Here is a 16,422-nt window from a genome sequence, read left to right as displayed (position 1 = left end):
CGTATAGGCATCGAATAACTATCGCTACTCCCGCAACGACACGTCAACCCATTGAAATCGCTAAACGAACTGTCGCTTAATAACTATCGCTAAACTCCCGCAAACTATCGCAAACTGTCGCAAGGATAAGAAGATGAAGACCGTGACCATTGAGGAATTGCTGACCTGGGCCTTCGTCAATGAATTGCCGAAGGGCGGCGGGGTTGATGGGCTGGACAACGCCAACTCGGCCTGGCGGATGCTGGAGGCGTCATCATGGGGCAAGATCACGAGCTTTGCCGAGCTTGGCGCGATCATCGACAGGGGAAGGGGCGATGCCGAGAACTACTGGATCGAGCAGGGCGAGCCGCATGACGACGCGGTTGCCGTCGGGCGCGCGGTTGCCGGGCTGTCGCGCTGCGACGTGGCGGTGCCAAAGGACTGGAACGCGCTGGCCGACTGGCCCGATACCGAAGGCATGGCCGAATCGGCGGTCAAGAAGGCCGTCGAGCGCTACATGGTGCGCACGCCGCAGCGGCGGGCGGCCGGCATCGTCAGCCTCGTCGTCGGCACGGCCATTCTCGGCCGCGAGCCGGACTTTGCGGCCGAGCCGTCCAAGACGCGCATGATGGAGCGCAGCGGCAAGCCGGCATGGTTCGTCATGAAGCGGCTGACCGACATCCATGGGCAGACCTATGACCTGGAGGTTCACGGCTATGACGAGCGCAAGCAAAGGCCGGTGAAGGGCGCCTATCGTAAATACGAGTTCTCGACCGATCCGACCGGCGACATCCTCGGCCGGCTCGATTACCAGATATGGGTCGCGGCCCTGCGCCGGCTCGAGGTCGAGATCGCCATGCAGCTGACCGGGCACAGGCTGGTCTATTCGGATCGCTCGATGACGCCATGGCTTGAGGCCGACAGGCCTGGGGTCGCCATCGTCGAAAGGGCAGCAGATCGGCCCGCGAAAAAAACTGCCGTTGCTTGTTGACGTGCGGGAGAAACTTGACATACATCTGAACACGGTAAAAAAGAAATCACCCCGGCGCCCCAAGCGACCGGGGTTTTTCATTGGGAAAAGGCCGTGACCGTCGAGCTTCATGTCGATGCGTCCGATTTTGCTGATCTTGGCCGCGCCATTGCGCGCCTGCCGGAGCAGATCAAGGCCAAGGCTGCTGCCCGCGCCATGCGCCGCGTCACCGAGATGGCGCGCAGCCGCATCATCAAGCGCGATGCCGAGCGCATCGATATCCCGCCATCGCGGGTGAGGGCGGTGACCACGGCGCACTTCAACGCGGGCGGCAACACGTCCGACGTGATCGTCCGCTCCGGCTGGATACCGCTCTACAAGCTCGGCGCCACCCAGACGGCCAAGGGCGTGCGCGTGCGATTGAGAGGATCATATCGCTCCGCCTTCATCGCAGGGATGAAGAGCGGCCACACGGGTGTGTTCAGGCGACAGGGCAAGGCAAGGCTGCCCATCCGCGAACTGTTCGGACCCAACCCTGCGCACGACATCACCAACAACCCGCAGGTCTACCTCCAGGTGCTGACCGAGATCATCGAACAGAGCCTGATGCCTCGCTACCTGCACGAGGTCGAGAACCTCTTGCCCCGCTGACCCCACCCCCGGTGTAGGGACCGTACCAGCGTCTCCGACCCAGACGGGCCCGGGGGAGCCCGGGATTTTTCTAGTAGGCGCGTCGGAAAGCGGTACACGCAAGAACGTGTGATGCACGCGTGCCGCACGGGACACTGCACGCATGGTCATCGAAACCGACGCCGACGCCGGCGAGTGGATTTCGATCACGGACGCCGCGGCGCGTTTGAGCGCGGCCGGTGACCGGATCGACCGCTCGACCTTGTCGCGCTACCTGAAACAGCACGCGCAAGCGCTGCCGACGCGCGAGGAGGGCAAGTCCCACCTGGTCGAGTTCGGCGGGCTGGTTGCCCATCGTGGCGAGAACATTCGACTGCGCACTGTGCCGCCGGTCTCGGGGCAAGCTCCTGGCCTCGGGATAAAGGCCAAAACGCAGCCTTCACGGTTCGCCGGCAGCCAGTCTGACGGCTTTGCCCGCAAGGCGCAGGCCGATGCCGAGATGCGCGAGATGGACCTCGCCAAGCGCCGCGGCGAACTGACTCCGACGGCCGAGGTCGACAAAGCCGGTCGCGACGCCATCGCGCTGATGCAAAGCGCCTTCGACCGGGCGATCGAGAGCGAGGCGGCGAGCCTTTCGGTCAAGTATGGATGGGACGAGCGCGTCGCGCGCATCGCGCTGAAAGGTTTCGTCCGCGTCGGCCTAGACGACTTCAACCGAGAGATCCGCGAGCGGCTCGACCAGCACGAGCGCGAGCGCGCCGCCGGCGACACCGGGCCATTCGACCAGGCCGGCCTGCAATGAGCTACCACGACGCGCGGCTTTCCTTTCCGGAACTGCCGCATGGTGCCGAAATCCTGTTCACCGGTCTCGAGGCCGCCAGCCGGCCAGTCGCCGACCTGACGATCTCGGAATGGGCCGACCGCTACCGCTTCGTCTCGCCGGAATCGGGGTCGCCCTGGCCCGGCCAGTTCAAGACCGACCGCGTTCCCTACCTGCGCGAGCCGCAGGATTGCCTGCATCCCGACCATCCGGCACGCCGCGTGACCTGCCGCTGGGCGGCGCAGCTCGGCAAGTCGACGGCAATCGAGAACTGGTTCGGCTTCATCGTCGACCAGGCGCCCGGCTCGATGATGATCGTGCTGCCGACCCTCGAGGAAGCGACCAAGTTCAACCGGGTCAAGCTGCAGCCGACGATTGAGGCCAGCCCGCGCATCGCCCACAAGGTGATGCCGGTCAACAGCCGCGACGAGCAGGGCTCGACCACTTCGTTCAAGCGCTACGCCGGCGGCTTCTGCCAGATCGTCAATGCGGGCTCCTCCAAGGGCCTGCAGATGGTGTCAATCAAATACCTCGCGATGGACGAGGTCACCGGCTATCCGCGCGACGTCGACGGCCGTGGCAGCCCGCGCGACCAGGCCCGGGCCCGCCAGAAGATGTATGGCGACCTCGCCAAGGAATGGGAAGGCTCGACGCCCGGCATCTCCGGAGAATGTGCAATCACCGGCGATTTCGAAGTCGGCGACCAGCGCTACTACTACGTGCCCTGTCCGTATTGCGGCATCTATCATGTGCTGGAATTCGACCAGTTTCGCGAGCAGCTGCGCGATCCTGATCCGGCGCGCAATCTGCCGGTTCATGTGGCCTGCATCGCCTGCAACGGCGCCATACTCGACGGCCACAAGGCCGAGATGAACGCGCGCGGCCACTGGATCGCCCGCCGCGTCCATGACGGCGAGGAGAAGGTGCCGGACGCGATCGCGCCCCAAGACATCGGCCGCTGGCGCTGCGACCCCTGTGAGGGCCGCTGCCGCGACTGGCAGCCGAGCTATCATCTGTGGGCGGCCTACGCGCCGCGCGAACGCTTCGCCGACATCTGGCACCGCTTCAAGGACGCCGAAGGCGACACGACGAAGCTGCGCACCTTCTACCAGCAGGATCTGGCGTTGCCCTACGATCCGGGCGGCGTCGCCGTCGAATGGGAAAAGATCGTCGAGGCGGCGCGCAAGTTTCCGTTCCCGCAAGGGACCATCCCAGCCGAAGCCGGTCTCATCGTCTCGGCCGCCGACGTCCAGGGCTATGGCATCAAATGGTCGGTCTGGGCGGTCGGGCCACGCGACCGCGCCTGGCTGATTGACCGCCAGGTCTTCATGGGCGCGCCGGATCAGGTCGACGACGCCTGGATCGAGCTCGCCGACGCGCTCGGCAAGTCCTACCGGACGGCCGGCGGCGGTGAGAAGGGCATCGACATTTCCGGCGTCGATTCGGGCTTTGCTACCGATCGCGTATACCGCTTCTGCGCCTCGCGGCCGAACGTCTACGCGCTCGACGGCCGCCACCAGATCGGCCTGCCATGGCTCGGCACGCCGGTGAAGAAGGATATTCGCGACCAGCGCAAGCGCATCATCGCCAAGGTCATGCTCTATCCGGTCGGCCTTTACGACATCAAGACCTCGGTGATGGCGGCGCTGGCCAATTTCGTGCTCGGCCCCGACGAGAGGGGCAGCTGGCCGCGCAACACCATCCATCTGTCGAACGAGCTCTGCGACGACGAGTTCGCCAAGGAGATGACGGCGGAGCGGCTGGTCGATCCGGACGAGGAAGCGCGTGCGACGGTCTCGCGGCGGGCGCGTAACCTGATCAGCCCGAAGGCGCCGCGCGAGTGGAAGAAGATTTTAGGCCGCGCCAATGACTGGTTCGACACCACGGTCTACGCCTTCGCGCTGGCCTGGCACCTGAAGCACAAGCGCCGGCTCAATGCCGAGCGCTGGGCCGATCTGTTGACTGAACTGCACGGCAAGCCGGCCGAACCGGACCTGTTCGAAGCGGCCGAGGACGGGCCGTTCAAGGGCAAGACCAGAAAAGCCGATCCGGAGCGCGACGCGCGCCGCAAGGCAAACCGTGAAAAATGGGCGAAGCGAACGTGAAACTGATCGACCGGCTGCTGGGACGAAAGGCGGGCACGGATGTTTCCGCGCGTCCGCTTCCCGGCGCGGCGTTCCTGCGCGATTCGCGCTCGGCAATCATCAACACGCGCCCGGCGATCCTGCGCGACAGTCGCGATGAAATCCGACTTGCCTGGCGGCGCGCCGCCGGGCTTGCCATCGACCTGATCCAGAATTCCGGCAGGCTGAAGGGCGCCGCCGACCAGGTGCTCGCCGATACGGTCGGGGTCGAGCTGGTGCTCAACCCGACGCCTGACCTGTCCGGCCTCGGCTATAGCGATGCCGAGACGGCGGAGCTGATCAAGCTCATCAAGCGGCGCTGGAAGCGCTACGCCTGGAACCCACGCGAATGCGACATGCGCGGCAAGTTCACCGTGCCGCAGATGATCGACATCGCGCTGCGCTGGGACATGGCCTATGGCGAGGCCACCGGCCTGATTTCCTACATGCCGATCGCGCAACGCCGCGGCTATGGCATTTCGACCGGCACCAAGGTCTGCATGGTACCGCCGACGGCGCTGGTGCAGGACACCAACGACTATGAAGGCCTCTACCAGGGCGTCATCCACGAAGCGAACGGGCGGCCGATCGCCTACCGATTCGAGGAAAAGGAAGCCGGCATCCGGACCAGGCGCGACTATCGCGCCTATGACGCGGCCGGCAGGCTGCAGGTGATGCATGTGTTCGATCCGTGGGATGCGACCGACGTCCGCGGCATCTCGCGGATTGCGCCGGCGTTCCGCAAGCACATCCAGCATGAGATCCTGGTCGATGCGAAGATCCAGACCGGCATCCTGCAGACGGTTTTCGCCGCTGCCCTGACCAGCCCCAATCCGTCGAAGGAGGCATTCGAGGCGATCGAGGCACTGCCGGACGACAGTGATCTGCAGGCCGACTTCCACGACTATTTCGCCGGCGCCTTGAGCCGTGCGGCAGAAGGCAAGATTTCGATCAGCGGTGATCCGCAGGTCTCTCATCTCGCTCCTGGCGAAGAGTTGAAGCTGCTGACCACGCAGACGCCTGGTCCGGAGTTCCTTCCGGTGTCGGACGAGCTGTCGCGTGATATGGCGCGGGCCATCGGCATCACCTTCGGCGGCCTGACGATGAACCATACGGCGGCAACCTATTCGAGCGTTCGCATGGAGAACTCCTCGATTTGGCCCGTCGTCACGCGTCGCCGCGAGCGTATTGCCGCGCCGATTTGCCAGTCGATCTACGAAGCCTGGCTGGATGAGGAGATCGGCGAAGGCCGCATTCCATTCAAGGGCGGCTACGAGGCCTTTGCCGCCAACCGCGATCGGGTCAGCTGGGCGCTGTGGCAGGGTCCTGCAAAACCCTCCGCCGACGATGGCAAGAGCGCAAAGGCGTCCACCGAACGTCTGGTCAACGGCACCTCGACGCTTGCCAGCGAATGCGCCGAACTCGGCTACGATCCGGATGAAGTGTTCGAGCAGCGCGTGCGCGAGCACCAGAAATATATCGCTGCCGGCATGCCTTCGCCCTTCGTGCCTCGCAATGGTGGCGCGCCAGACGCGGCTGAAGAAGAGCCGACCAAGAAGGCTGCCGCTTGATGCCAACCCTGATCAAGATCGCCGGCGTCTCGGTCGACGCGGAAGACCCATGCGCGCTTTACCAAGCGCTCTATGCGGCAAAGCTGAAACTGATCGCCGGCGAGCGGGTCGAAGAGACTGAAGTGCGCTCGCCGGTCACCCATCAGCGCGTCCGCATATCGGTCGGCAGCGTCGCGGCGCTCGACGCCGAGCTGATGCGGTTAGCCGCCGCCTGTTCGGCGAAGCAGGGCAAGCGCTCGCGTTATGCCAAGTCGATCCGCTTCGTCGGGGGCGGCTCATGTCTCTAGCCTTCGAACGCGTCTGCGGCGTTCTGTTTGACCGGCCGCATCTCTATCATCCGGGCAAGGCGGAAACCTTGCTGAAGATGCTCGGTCCGCGCCTGACGGGCCAAAACATCACCATCGTCAACGCTCCCGGCGCGGTCGACCATGTCGCCTTTGCCAGTGGCCGCCCGTCAGCGGGTGTGCTGGGCGATAGCATGGGCCGCCGCCTCGACCAGCGCGGCATCGTCCCATTTGAGATGATCGGGAACGTCGCTGTCATTCCGGTCGAAGGCACGTTGGTCCAGAAGGGCGCATGGATTGGATCATCATCTGGCGAAACATCCTACCAGGGGCTGATCACGCAATTCGCCCGGGCCGAGCGCAGCACTGCCGTCAAGGGAGCCGTGGTTGAGATCGACAGTTTCGGCGGGCAGGTCAATGGCGCGTTCGAGGCCGCTGCAGCACTTCGGTCGCTGTCCAAGGCCAAGCCGACCATCGCCATCCTGACCGATTTTGCGTATTCGGCCGGCTATCTCCTGGCCAGCCAGGCGCGACAGATCATCATACCGGAGTTCGGCGGCGCCGGCTCGATCGGCGTCGTCATGATGCATGCCGACTTTAGCGGCAATCTGGAGCAGGAAGGCATCAAGGTCACTTTCATCCATGCCGGCAAGCATAAGGTCGACGGCAATCCCTATCAGCCGCTGGCGGCCGGTGTTCAGGAGAAATGGCAGACCGAGGTCGAGCAGATGCGCGACCGGTTTGCCGCCGTCGTCGCGCAGGGCCGCGGCAGGCGCCTGTCGAAAGCGGCGGCGCTGAAGACTGAGGCGGGAGCGTATTCGGCGAGCGAAGCCGTCGAACTCGGCCTGGCCGATGCCGTCGGCGACAGCCAGGAGGCGTTCGCGGCCTTCGTCAAGGAAATCAACGGAAAGGCCTGAACCATGGCGAACAGCATGTTGGCCGCGGTCCGCGCAGCAACGCTCGCGGCCGCGGATGAGCTTTCCCCTGATGATGGGGAAGAAACCGGCGCCCAGGCGTCAACTGAAACCAACCGCCCCCCGCGGGCAAAGGAGACCGGAATGTCCGGAAATCAGGCGCCCGCCGCAGCGGGCTCGCAGGCCGACCATGACGCAGCCGTTGCTGCGGCTGAAACCAAAGGCCACGCCGCCGGCGTGTCCGCTGAAAGCAAGCGCCTCACAACGGCGATGGGTGCCGAAGGCGTTAAGGGCGATGGCGGCCGCATGGCGGCGGCGCTCGACCTCGCAGCCAAGTCTCCGGCCATGTCCGGCGAGGATGTCTCCGCCTTCGTCGTCGCCAATGTGGCGGCAACCAAGCCGACAGGTGGTGCTGATGCCGCCGCGTATGAGCAACAGCGCCTGGCCGCCGCCAGCCTGGCGCAGCCCGGCAATGCTCCGAAACCCGCCGATGCTTCGGCCGGCTGGAAGAAGGCGGCGGACAGCATCAACAAGCGCATCGGCTGATCGAGCCTTTCGCGCACCATCCTCAAAATCGTGAAAGGCTGAAGCCATGACGACTGTTACCGAAGGCCGGCATGCCGGCGAATTTCTGCTCAGCGAGGCGAATTTCCACCGCTCGCGCGAGAACGCCACCGTCGCCTTTTCGCAGACGCTTCTTGCCGGCACCGTGCTCGGCCGCATCGCGGTCGTCGCCGGCGTTGTCGCCACCGCGGCCGCCGATGCCGGCAACACCGCCGGCTCCGGCGCGCTGACGCTCGCCAATCCGGCCGTCTCGTCCAGGGTCAAGGACGGCGTCTACAACATCATCTGCACCGAGCCGGCGACCAATGGCGGCACCTTCGAGGTGACCGATCCGACGGGCAAGTCGATCGGCAAGGCGACGGTCGGCGTCGCCTTCAACAAGGAAATCAAGTTCACCATCGCGGACGCGACCGACTTCGTCGCCGGCGACCGGTTCACGGTGACGGTCGAGGCCGACGCCGAGGATTTCCAGTATGTCGCCTACAACCCGGCAGGCACGGACGGCTCCGAGGTCGTGGCGGCAATCGCGCTCTATCCCGTCGTCACGCCGGCCGACGCGACGGCGGCCATCGCCGTCATTGCCCGCGATGCGGAAGTCAACGGCCACCAGATCGAATGGCCGGCAGGCATTACCGCTGCCGCTAAGGCCGACGCGGTCCAGGCGCTCGAGGCGCGCGGCATCATCATCCGCAACTGACGGTGCGGCGGGTGACCGCCGGCCATTCCGATTGAGCCCGCGGCCCGCCGCGCCCAACCATTTCCTGCCAGCCAGGATTTCCAAGGGAAACCAAAATGGACAACATCCTCGACATCTTCAAGAATGACGCGTTCAGCTGCACGTCGCTGACCGATTTCGTCAATGACCTGAAATACCGGCCCGGTCGCATCGGCGAGATGGGCCTTTTTTCTTCGCATCCTGTCACGACCACAACCATCGCCATGGAGCGCGTTGGCGACATCCTGCAGCTGGTCAAGCCGAGCCCGCGAGGTGGTCCCGGCGAGACCCGCGACATGCCGAAGCGCAAGATGACTGACTTCAAGGTGCCGCACTTCCAGCGCGACTGGGGCGTGCTCGCCGACCAGGTGCAGAACGTTCGCGCAAAAGGGACGTCTGACCAGTTGGCGACGGTGCAACAGATAGTCGGTGCCGTCATTGCGTCCAATACCTCGGACTTCGACCTGACCGAGGAACATGCCCGGCTTGGGGCTGTCACCGGCATCATCACCTATGCTGATGGTTCGACCTTGAACCTGTTCACCGAATTCGGCATCAGCCAGGTTGCGGAAGTCGATTTCGACCTCGACAATGCCAACCCGGCCGACGGGGCTCTGCGCCTCGCCTGCACCAAGGTCATTCGAGCAGAGAAGAAGGCGCTCGGCGCCGTGCCGTTCGCCTCCGTGCACTCCTTTGTCGGCGACACCTTCTTCGACCAGTTGCTGACCCATAAGGAGGTTCGCGACACCTACAAGGGCTGGTCTGAAGCCCAGATCCTGCGCGACTCTTTCGTCGGCAAGAACCGCTCCTCGAACCCGACGTTCGAATTCGGCGGCATCGTCTGGGAGAATTACGGCGAGATCGACGGCGAGGGCGTCGGCATCGCCGCGACCAAGGCGCGCTTCTTCCCAGTCGGTGTGCCGAACCTGTTCAAGACCTACATCTCGCCGGCCGATTACATGGAGACCGTCAACACGCTCGGCGAGCGTCTCTATGCCAAGCAGTGGCCGATGCAGAACGACAAGGGCATCAATGGAGAGTTGCAGATGAACGAGCTGCAGCTCTGCACCCGTCCCGGCACGCTGATGGGCGCGCGCAACACCTGATCGACCCGGCGGCGCTCGGCGCCGCCAATATCCTGTACCGAGGCGCTTGGTTATGATCGACTGGAACGAGGCTTCGGCGGCGCTCGAAACGACCGTCGCCGAAGTCTTCGACCGCGAGACCTTCCGCGTCGTGCCGACGGCGCGGCGGGTCGGCGTCAACGATACCCGCATGGCCGATCCAGACCGTGTCGGCTTCCCATTCCTCGGATCGATCCATTTCGGCCCGGCCGCTCTCGCGCCCGGCTTCTCTCATCCGTCCATGCTGTCTTCGGATCGCGACCGGGCGCGCGAAATGCCCACGCATGAGGCTGTCGTGACCGCGCTATCGACCGACTGGCCCGAGCCGGTCAAGGTCGAGGACCAGATCGTCTGGCTTGACCTCGAGACAGGCAGTGAGAAGGGCCGTTTCCTGATCGCCGCCATTCCGATCGACGGCGGCAAGCGCCTGGCCATCTTCGTCAACCGCACCAAGGGCCGGCCATGACCATCGCTGCCGAAATCGCCCGGCTGGCCGCCGTCGAGAGCCTGTGTCCGACCGCCGCCCTGCTTGCCGAAACGGCGCTGCCGACCTTGGCGCGCCATCGCGTCTTCGACAGCCGCCGTCCGGCGATCGACGAACTCGACGCCGGCGAGGAATACACGCCGGTGCTGTCGCTGTTCACCCGCAAGTCGGAATCTCCGCGCCGCGGCCAAGGGCAGGGCAGCGTCGCCCGAAACGGCCGCACCATGCTCGAGGTGGTGGCGGAGCTCTGCGTGTCGGCGCATGACGAGGACGGCTCGCCCTATACCGACGCCATGGCCGGCTCCGACCCTAAGGCGCGCATCGTGCTGTCGGCGCTCTGCGCCCAGGTGCGCTTCGTGCTGACGCAAGGGCCGACAGGCACGCTCTTTCGCCAGATCGTCATGGCCATCGAATCGATCGACGAGGAAGGCTTCGCCGTCCCCGAGCTTGGCCTGCGCTGGCAGCGCACCACCATGCTGTTCGACTGCCAGATACCCGACGACGACTTTTCAGGCGGCGCAGGGCTGCCGCAGCCGGCCGCACGCATCGCGGTCCTGCTGCCGGCGAACTCCTACGCCAAGGCGACGCTCGACAACATGGCCGCGCAGTTCGGCGCCGCAGCCGTGCTGCCGGTCATCGACACGATCGCCTTCGAAGTGAAGCAGGCGGGCATTTCCGGCGAGATGGGGCCTGCAGCGTCGATCGCGCAGCCGTTTCCGGAAATCGAGGATTAGACCATGGCCAATCTTGTTCACGTCAAGCTCGCCGATGCCGACCACCGCATGCCGCACCCGTTCAATCCGACTGTCGATTTTCCGGCAGAAGGGCTGACCGTCGACCGCGAGGACCCGGCATGGCTGCAGCTCATCAATGACGGCTCGCTGATCGCCGAACAGCCAATCGAAGCGCCTGCCGCCCCGGCCGCAGGCAAGCGCAAGGAGAAATAGAGCCATGGGCATCCTGTTCAACAACATTCCGGGCGCAGGCCTGGTCGCGCCGCTGTTTGCCTTCGAGGTGACCTCCGGCGGCAGCTACCAGTCGGCCTCGCGCCTGCTGCTGATCGGCCATAAGAACACCGGCGCGCTCATTGCAGACAATACCCCGACGCCGGTGGGCTCGGCGCAGGAAGCCGTAGCACTTTGCGGCGTCGGCTCGATGCTGGCCGAAATGGCGCGTGTCGCGTTCTTGAACGCGCCGACGCAGGAAACCTGGATCTTGGCGGCGCCAGCGACTGGAACGGCGCGCGTCGACACCATCAAGGTCAATTCGGTTCCGGCCGGCGGCGGTGTCGCCACCGTTGAAATCGCAGGCGAGCCGGTGCAGGTGCAGATCGCCGCCGGCGACAGCGTCAATACCGTCGCCGCCGCCCTTGCTGCTGCCATCAACGCCTATTTCAACGCGCTGACCGGCGCTTCGCTCTCGGTCACCGCCACCGTCGCCACGGACACGGTGACAGTGACCGCCCGCCATCTCGGCCTGATCTATGCCGACTATGATTTCTATGTGCCGACCGTCGTTGCCGGCAACGCCTTTGCCGGCGCTGCCGTCACCATCACCAACACAGTGGTGCCGACCGGCAGCCCGGACCTGTCGGCGGCTCTGGCCGCACTCGGCGACGATCCCTTCGACTGGATCGTCTCGCCCTTTTCGGATGCCACCAACATCGCCCGCTACACGGCGGCGATGAACGATGTGTCCGGCCGCTGGGCGTACAATCGCCAGGTCTATGGCCATGTCTTCACCACCGCGGCCGGCACGCTGTCGGCGCTGACAACGATCGGCTTGGCACTGAACGACCGCCACCTGACCATCCACCCCCGTCTGCCGGTCGCCGCCGGCAACCCGACGCCGGCCTGGCTGGCCGCAGCTGCCCGCACGGCGCGCATCGTGCCGTGGCTGTCCGACGACGCGACGGGCAATGTCTCGCGCAACCAGAAGGGCCTGGTCGTGCAGGGCGAGCGGCCGCCGCGCGATCGATCGCTGGTGCCGACTTATGCCGGCCGCAACACCATGCTGCGCTCCGGCATCTCGACCGTCATCGTCAACACGGATGGCGGCGTGGCGATCGACAAGGTCATCACCACTTACCAGAAGGATGCCAACGCGCAGCCGGACGAGACGTTTCGCGACATCCAGGCGATCGGCCAGCTCGTCGCCATCCTGCGCTATTTCCGCGCGCAGTTGTCCTATGAGCACGGCCAGAAGGCGCTTGCCGACGAAAACCCCGGCGGCCTCGGCGCGATCTCGACGCCGAAGTCTATCAAGGCGACGCTGGTGCATGCCGCCGACACGCTGGAAAACCGGGGCGTGCTGGAAAACGCGCGCGGCTTTGCCGACCGGCTGATCGTCCAGCGCAACAGCCAGAGCGCCAACCGCGTCGACATTATGGCGCCGATCGACCGCGTCAACCCGCTCGACGTAATTGCCGCCAACGCGATGCTCTACAGCCAGTATCGCGCCGCCTGATCGCCGCAGCCATCCCCATCCAACTGAGAGGAAAAACCGATGCAGAATTTCGGCGGAGAAATGACGTTCGGTCTTTCGACCGGCGAGCGGATCGTGGTGCGCGGCGCGGCCGAGATCATGCCGTCCAATGTCGATATATCAGGCGCCGCCAACCAGGACGGCTCGGTGTATCGGACGGTCGAGCCGACCGGCTTCAAGGCGAACCTCACCTTCGAGGATTTGCCGACCGACGACTGGAACCGTCTGATGCGGGCTTCCGGCTTCAACGTGACGCTCAACGAAAGCTTCACTGGGGTCCAGCATCTGTGGACCGAAGCCGCCTTTACCGGCACGCCGACCATCAACCGGGCGAGCGGTGAAGTCACCGGCGTGGCGCTGATCGCCCGCGTCTACCGGAAGATCTGACGATGGCGGAAACAGTCGTTCCGCTGTCGAAGCGCTACGAAGCACATGGCGAGGCCTTCGACAGCGTCACCCTGCGCGAGCCGCGCTTCGAGGATCTGCTGGCGCTGGGCGAGCCCTACGAAATACAGCGCGCCGCCGGCAACAATGTCGTGATCGAGAATGTCGACACCGTCGCTGCCTATGTTCGCCGCTGTGTCGTGGCGCCGGGGATCGAGAAGCTTGGCGGCCTCGATCTGGCCGATGCCAGGCAGGTGCGTGATGCGGTGATCGGTTTTTTTATGCGTACCGCGCCAACGGTCACCGAGTAGGCGAAGTCGTCGGTATTCAGGCCGACGACCTGATGTTCTTCTTCGGCTGGCAGCCCGGAATTGTGCTGCCGATGCCGTTTTCCGAAATCGCCATGCTGCACAGGCGCGGCATTGAATTCCTGAAGCGTAGGCCGAAGACATGAGCAACCGCACGATCGAGGCCATATTGCGCCTGTCGGCGAAGCTCGGCCCGATGGGTGCCTTCGGCCAGTTGTCCAGCAAGCTCAACCAGGTCAATCAGAAAGCTTTAGCGTTTAACCGCACGCAAGGACTGATGGCGCGCAACAGCATGTTGGCGGCAAACGCCGTCCGCGGGCTTGTCGCCTATGGTCTGGTGCGCGGGGCCGGGCAAATGGTGACAAACTTCGCCGGCGCCGAACGGCGGCTGAACCGTATCGCCATCAATGCCGATGCCGGCAAGGACAAGCTGGGCGAGATGTTCCGCACGGTCGATCGTGCTGCGCTCGACTATTCGATGACGCAGGACAGCATCACGGACGGTCTCGAATCGCTTGTCGCTTCCGGACGCAGCCTCGACGATGCGCTGTCTTTCCTGCCTTCCGTCGCCGCAACCGCGCAAGCTGCCGGCGCCGAGATTGCCGATATCGCCACCACGGCCGACGCGATCGGCAACTCTTTCCATTTCGCCGGCAACAACATGCAGCGCGCCTTTGACATTCTGGTAACGTCGGGCAAGCAGGGCAAGTTCGAACTGAAGGACATGGCCCAGTACCTGCCTTCGCTTGCGCCAGCCATGGCTTCGCTCGGATACGAGGGTGAGAAGGGCTTGGGCAAGCTGGCGTCGATGCTGCAGACGGTGCGCCTGCAAACCGGTGATGCGAGTTCTGCCGCTACCAATTTGCAGAACGTCTTGCAGAAGATGGAATCGAACGAGACGGCGAAGAGCTTTAAGAAGTTCGGCGTCGATCTGCGCAAGGAAATGGCCAAGGCGCGCAAGGAAGGCCGTGACCTTATCGATGTGTTTATCGAACTGACCGAACGGGCGCTCAAAGGCGATCTGTCGAAGATCCCGCAACTGTTCACCGATGCCCAATTCCAGCAAGGCATGCGCGCCCTTTTGCAGGGCCGCGACGCCATGGAGGGTTTCCAGAAGGCGCTCGAAAATGTCGATGGCGCGACGATGCGCGATCTCGGCCGCGTCCTCGATGACAACCAGTCGAAGATCGACCGCATGGGCGCATCGTGGGAGCGCATGGTGCGCGCGATCGGCTCGGGTATTGCTCCCGCCGCCACCGGCGCCATGGACTTCGTCAGCTCCAACATGGACAAGGCGCAGTTCATCAATGCCGAGCTCGACAAGGAAGGCATGGGCTGGTGGGAAAAGCGCATGTGGTGGCTGCGCAACGGCTTTGACAACCAGGACCAGGGGCTGACGGCATTTAAAGGCGGGTGGCGGTCGCCAGAAGGGCTGATCGCCGCCAAGGGGCCGATGAGCGCCAGCCCCGAATTGCCCTCGCGCCGTCAGGACCAGCCGGGCCGCACCCCGATCCCGACACCGCGCCCGGTTGCGCCGAGCGTGGCCGAGCAATACCGGCTCTACGGTCGCGGCCACGCGGCCGCCGTGCGCAACAGCGTTCAGGTCGAGAAGCCGTCCGGCAATGCCGGCAACGCCCCCAAAGACTGGTTCGAGTTGCCCTCCGTGGAAGGCCTCAAGCGCGATTTCGAGACGGCATCATCCGTGGTCGTCGATGGTGGCAAGCAGGCCGGTGACAGCATCAAGTCGGGTGCCGACACTCTGGCGTCGGTCGCGGGCAAGCTGGAAGCGGCAATCGTCGCCGGCGCCAATGCGCTTGCCGGAGCTGCCCGCAGTGCTGCCGCCGACCTGTCGCGGCCTATCGGCTCGCTTAAGGCGGTGCGCGCCGACACCGGCAAGTCCAATGCCGGCCATCTGATGGGGCCACGTTGATGCGCGACTGGCTGAAAGCCTTTCGGCCCGCCTCATTCCGCGGCGTGCCGTTCTTCGTCGAGGCGGAGGAAGCCGAAGGCGGGCGGCGCGTCGCCATCTCGCCGATCGCCTATTCCGATCTGCACATTACCGAGGACATGGGCGGCGATGTCAGGCGTTTCAGCCTGTCGGCCTATGTCGCTGGCGACATTGCCGATGCCAATGCCCGAGCCTTCACCGCGGCGCTCAATGCGCCCGGTGCGGCGACGTTGGTGCTGCCGATGGGCGGTCCGGTGCTGGTTCGCGTGCCGCGCTGGTCATTGTCGCGCGAGCGCGGCCGTGCCGGCTATGTCGGCTTCGAGATCGAGTTCGTTTTGGCAGGCCTCGCCTCGCTGCCTTTCGCCGCCGTGCCCGGCGCCTATGCCATCGCCGCCAAGATCGCCGCCGGCATCGACATGATCACCTCGGCCGCCGCGTTCCGCATGCGCGATGTCGCGCCCGGCCAGGCGGCGCCCTCTGCGCTTGCGGCCGCGGGCGCTGCGGCGCTTATGGCTTCGGTCGCCGATGCGTCGGAGTTGCCGGCCGAAAAGCGGCCCGCCATCGCCGACGCGATAGCGACGATCACGCGCCTGTCGACAGAACCTGTTGCCCAGGCCGGGCCGATCGCTGCGGCGATTGCCTCGACGGTTGGCGCCATTGCCGATCTGGCGAGCCCGGCCGAGGCCACTGAAGCTTTCGCGGTTGCGGCCGCTCCTTCCGGCAACGATGTCTTCGCCCTGGTGGCCGCCGCCGCCTTCGCCGCCGGCTTTTGCCAGGCGCTTGCTGCCGGCGACTATATTTCGCGCCAAGATGCGCGCCGTGCCCGTGACCGCATTGCGCCGGTCGTCGATCCCGTCCTCGAGGCCCTGTCGACAGGCCTCGACGTTGCGGTCAGCGAATGGCTGTCGGATATCGCGGCGACCGCGGCATCCGACCTCAGCGCTGTTGCCGCCAATCGGGCGCCGCTGGTCAGCGTGCAGACCGAAATATCGCTGCCGGCGACGGCGCTGGCCTACGCGCTTTATGGCGACGCTGGTCGCGCCGGCGAGCTGGTCCAGCGCAACAGCGTCGCCACGCCGGCGGCCATGCCGATCAGCTTTGAAGCCATCGCGCCATAAAG

The 16,422-nt window shown here is 65.1% G+C and carries 18 protein-coding genes; all 18 read left to right on the top strand.

Going from position 1 to position 16,422, the window contains the following annotated elements; genetic code table 11:
- Positions 1-133 precede the first annotated feature (133 nt).
- Complete coding sequence (locus NKJ32_RS21165; protein WP_352828783.1) at positions 134-970, top strand: hypothetical protein; 837 nt, start codon at positions 134-136, stop codon at positions 968-970.
- Positions 971-1,063: 93 nt separating this feature from the next.
- Positions 1,064-1,600 (top strand): phage tail protein, encoded by a 537-nt coding sequence (locus NKJ32_RS21160; protein WP_352828780.1) that lies wholly within the window; start codon positions 1,064-1,066, stop codon positions 1,598-1,600.
- Positions 1,601-1,742: 142 nt separating this feature from the next.
- Complete coding sequence (locus NKJ32_RS21155; RefSeq protein WP_352828777.1) at positions 1,743-2,381, top strand: hypothetical protein; 639 nt, start codon at positions 1,743-1,745, stop codon at positions 2,379-2,381.
- Entirely contained in the window at positions 2,378-4,504 is a 2,127-nt protein-coding gene (locus NKJ32_RS21150; protein ID WP_352828774.1) for a phage terminase large subunit family protein, read from the top strand. Before NKJ32_RS21155 ends, NKJ32_RS21150 begins: the two co-directional genes overlap by 4 nt.
- Positions 4,486-6,093: a phage portal protein gene (locus tag NKJ32_RS21145; protein WP_352828771.1), complete on the top strand. Its 1,608-nt coding sequence runs from the start codon at positions 4,486-4,488 to the stop codon at positions 6,091-6,093. The genes NKJ32_RS21150 and NKJ32_RS21145 overlap by 19 nt, the downstream gene beginning before the upstream one ends.
- A complete protein-coding gene (locus NKJ32_RS21140; protein ID WP_352828768.1) occupies positions 6,093-6,380 on the top strand; it encodes a hypothetical protein in 288 nt (95 codons plus the stop codon). The genes NKJ32_RS21145 and NKJ32_RS21140 overlap by 1 nt, the downstream gene beginning before the upstream one ends.
- Entirely contained in the window at positions 6,371-7,294 is a 924-nt protein-coding gene (locus NKJ32_RS21135; protein WP_352828765.1) for a S49 family peptidase, read from the top strand. Before NKJ32_RS21140 ends, NKJ32_RS21135 begins: the two co-directional genes overlap by 10 nt.
- Before the next feature lie 141 nt (positions 7,295-7,435).
- On the top strand, positions 7,436-7,837 hold the full coding sequence (locus NKJ32_RS21130) for a hypothetical protein (protein WP_352828762.1): 402 nt from the start codon (positions 7,436-7,438) through the stop codon (positions 7,835-7,837).
- Between the two features lie 46 nt (positions 7,838-7,883).
- Entirely contained in the window at positions 7,884-8,552 is a 669-nt protein-coding gene (locus NKJ32_RS21125) for a head decoration protein (protein WP_352828759.1), read from the top strand.
- Between the two features lie 95 nt (positions 8,553-8,647).
- Positions 8,648-9,676, top strand: a complete 1,029-nt coding sequence (locus NKJ32_RS21120; RefSeq protein ID WP_352828756.1) for a major capsid protein — start codon at positions 8,648-8,650, stop codon at positions 9,674-9,676.
- Between the two features lie 52 nt (positions 9,677-9,728).
- Entirely contained in the window at positions 9,729-10,160 is a 432-nt protein-coding gene (locus NKJ32_RS21115; protein ID WP_352704921.1) for a hypothetical protein, read from the top strand.
- Entirely contained in the window at positions 10,157-10,912 is a 756-nt protein-coding gene (locus tag NKJ32_RS21110; RefSeq protein ID WP_352828753.1) for a hypothetical protein, read from the top strand. The genes NKJ32_RS21115 and NKJ32_RS21110 overlap by 4 nt, the downstream gene beginning before the upstream one ends.
- A 3-nt stretch (positions 10,913-10,915) precedes the next feature.
- A complete protein-coding gene (locus tag NKJ32_RS21105) occupies positions 10,916-11,125 on the top strand; it encodes a hypothetical protein (protein ID WP_352828750.1) in 210 nt (69 codons plus the stop codon).
- 4 nt (positions 11,126-11,129) lie between these two features.
- Positions 11,130-12,644, top strand: a complete 1,515-nt coding sequence (locus NKJ32_RS21100) for a phage tail sheath subtilisin-like domain-containing protein (protein WP_352828747.1) — start codon at positions 11,130-11,132, stop codon at positions 12,642-12,644.
- Between the two features lie 39 nt (positions 12,645-12,683).
- On the top strand, positions 12,684-13,049 hold the full coding sequence (locus NKJ32_RS21095; RefSeq protein WP_352828744.1) for a phage tail tube protein: 366 nt from the start codon (positions 12,684-12,686) through the stop codon (positions 13,047-13,049).
- Between the two features lie 2 nt (positions 13,050-13,051).
- Positions 13,052-13,357: a phage tail assembly protein gene (locus NKJ32_RS21090; RefSeq protein ID WP_352828742.1), complete on the top strand. Its 306-nt coding sequence runs from the start codon at positions 13,052-13,054 to the stop codon at positions 13,355-13,357.
- A gap of 139 nt (positions 13,358-13,496) precedes the next feature.
- Entirely contained in the window at positions 13,497-15,284 is a 1,788-nt protein-coding gene (locus NKJ32_RS21085) for a phage tail tape measure protein (protein ID WP_352828739.1), read from the top strand.
- Positions 15,284-16,420 carry a DNA circularization N-terminal domain-containing protein gene (locus tag NKJ32_RS21080; RefSeq protein WP_352828737.1) on the top strand — a complete coding sequence of 379 codons (1,137 nt, stop codon included), beginning with the start codon at positions 15,284-15,286 and terminating at the stop codon, positions 16,418-16,420. Before NKJ32_RS21085 ends, NKJ32_RS21080 begins: the two co-directional genes overlap by 1 nt.
- Positions 16,421-16,422: the final 2 nt, after the last annotated feature.

This window comes from Mesorhizobium sp. M0159 (assembly GCF_040322295.1).
Lineage (GTDB): Bacteria > Pseudomonadota > Alphaproteobacteria > Rhizobiales > Rhizobiaceae > Mesorhizobium.
Note: the sequence above shows the minus strand (reverse complement) of the source record. Positions and strands in the feature narration are given on the sequence as shown.